Here is a 341-nt window from a genome sequence, read left to right on the forward strand (position 1 = left end):
AAAGGTTCAAGCGTTTTAAACGGTAACGCAACAGAAAAACTTATATCTTTACTCCCAAAATATAAAGACGGCACAGGGTGGTTAGAAAGTGCTTGGGATGGTCTAAAGAAGGTTACATCTAAAACTGTCGATATTGCGAAAAACTTTTGGGAATATGCTTCCCATCCATCTAAATTAGTAAGTTTAGCGATTTCAAAGTTTACTAATATCGACAATCTATCCGGTACAACATTAGGAATTGTAAAAGGTGCTATTTCGACCGTAAAAGAAAGTGTAACTAGTTATATTAAAAAGTATCTTTTTGCAGATAATCCAGGCGGTTCCGGTGTGGAAAGATGGCG

1 protein-coding gene is annotated in these 341 nt (G+C 36.4%); it reads left to right on the forward strand.

The features are described 5' to 3' along the window. A partial coding sequence (locus CWO92_RS25805) for a hypothetical protein (protein ID WP_165786803.1) occupies window positions 1-341 on the forward strand: 341 nt, incomplete at both ends.

Origin of the sequence: Heyndrickxia camelliae (assembly GCF_002844575.1) — a bacterium.
GTDB classification, from domain to species: Bacteria; Bacillota; Bacilli; order Bacillales; family Bacillaceae_C; genus Margalitia; species Margalitia camelliae.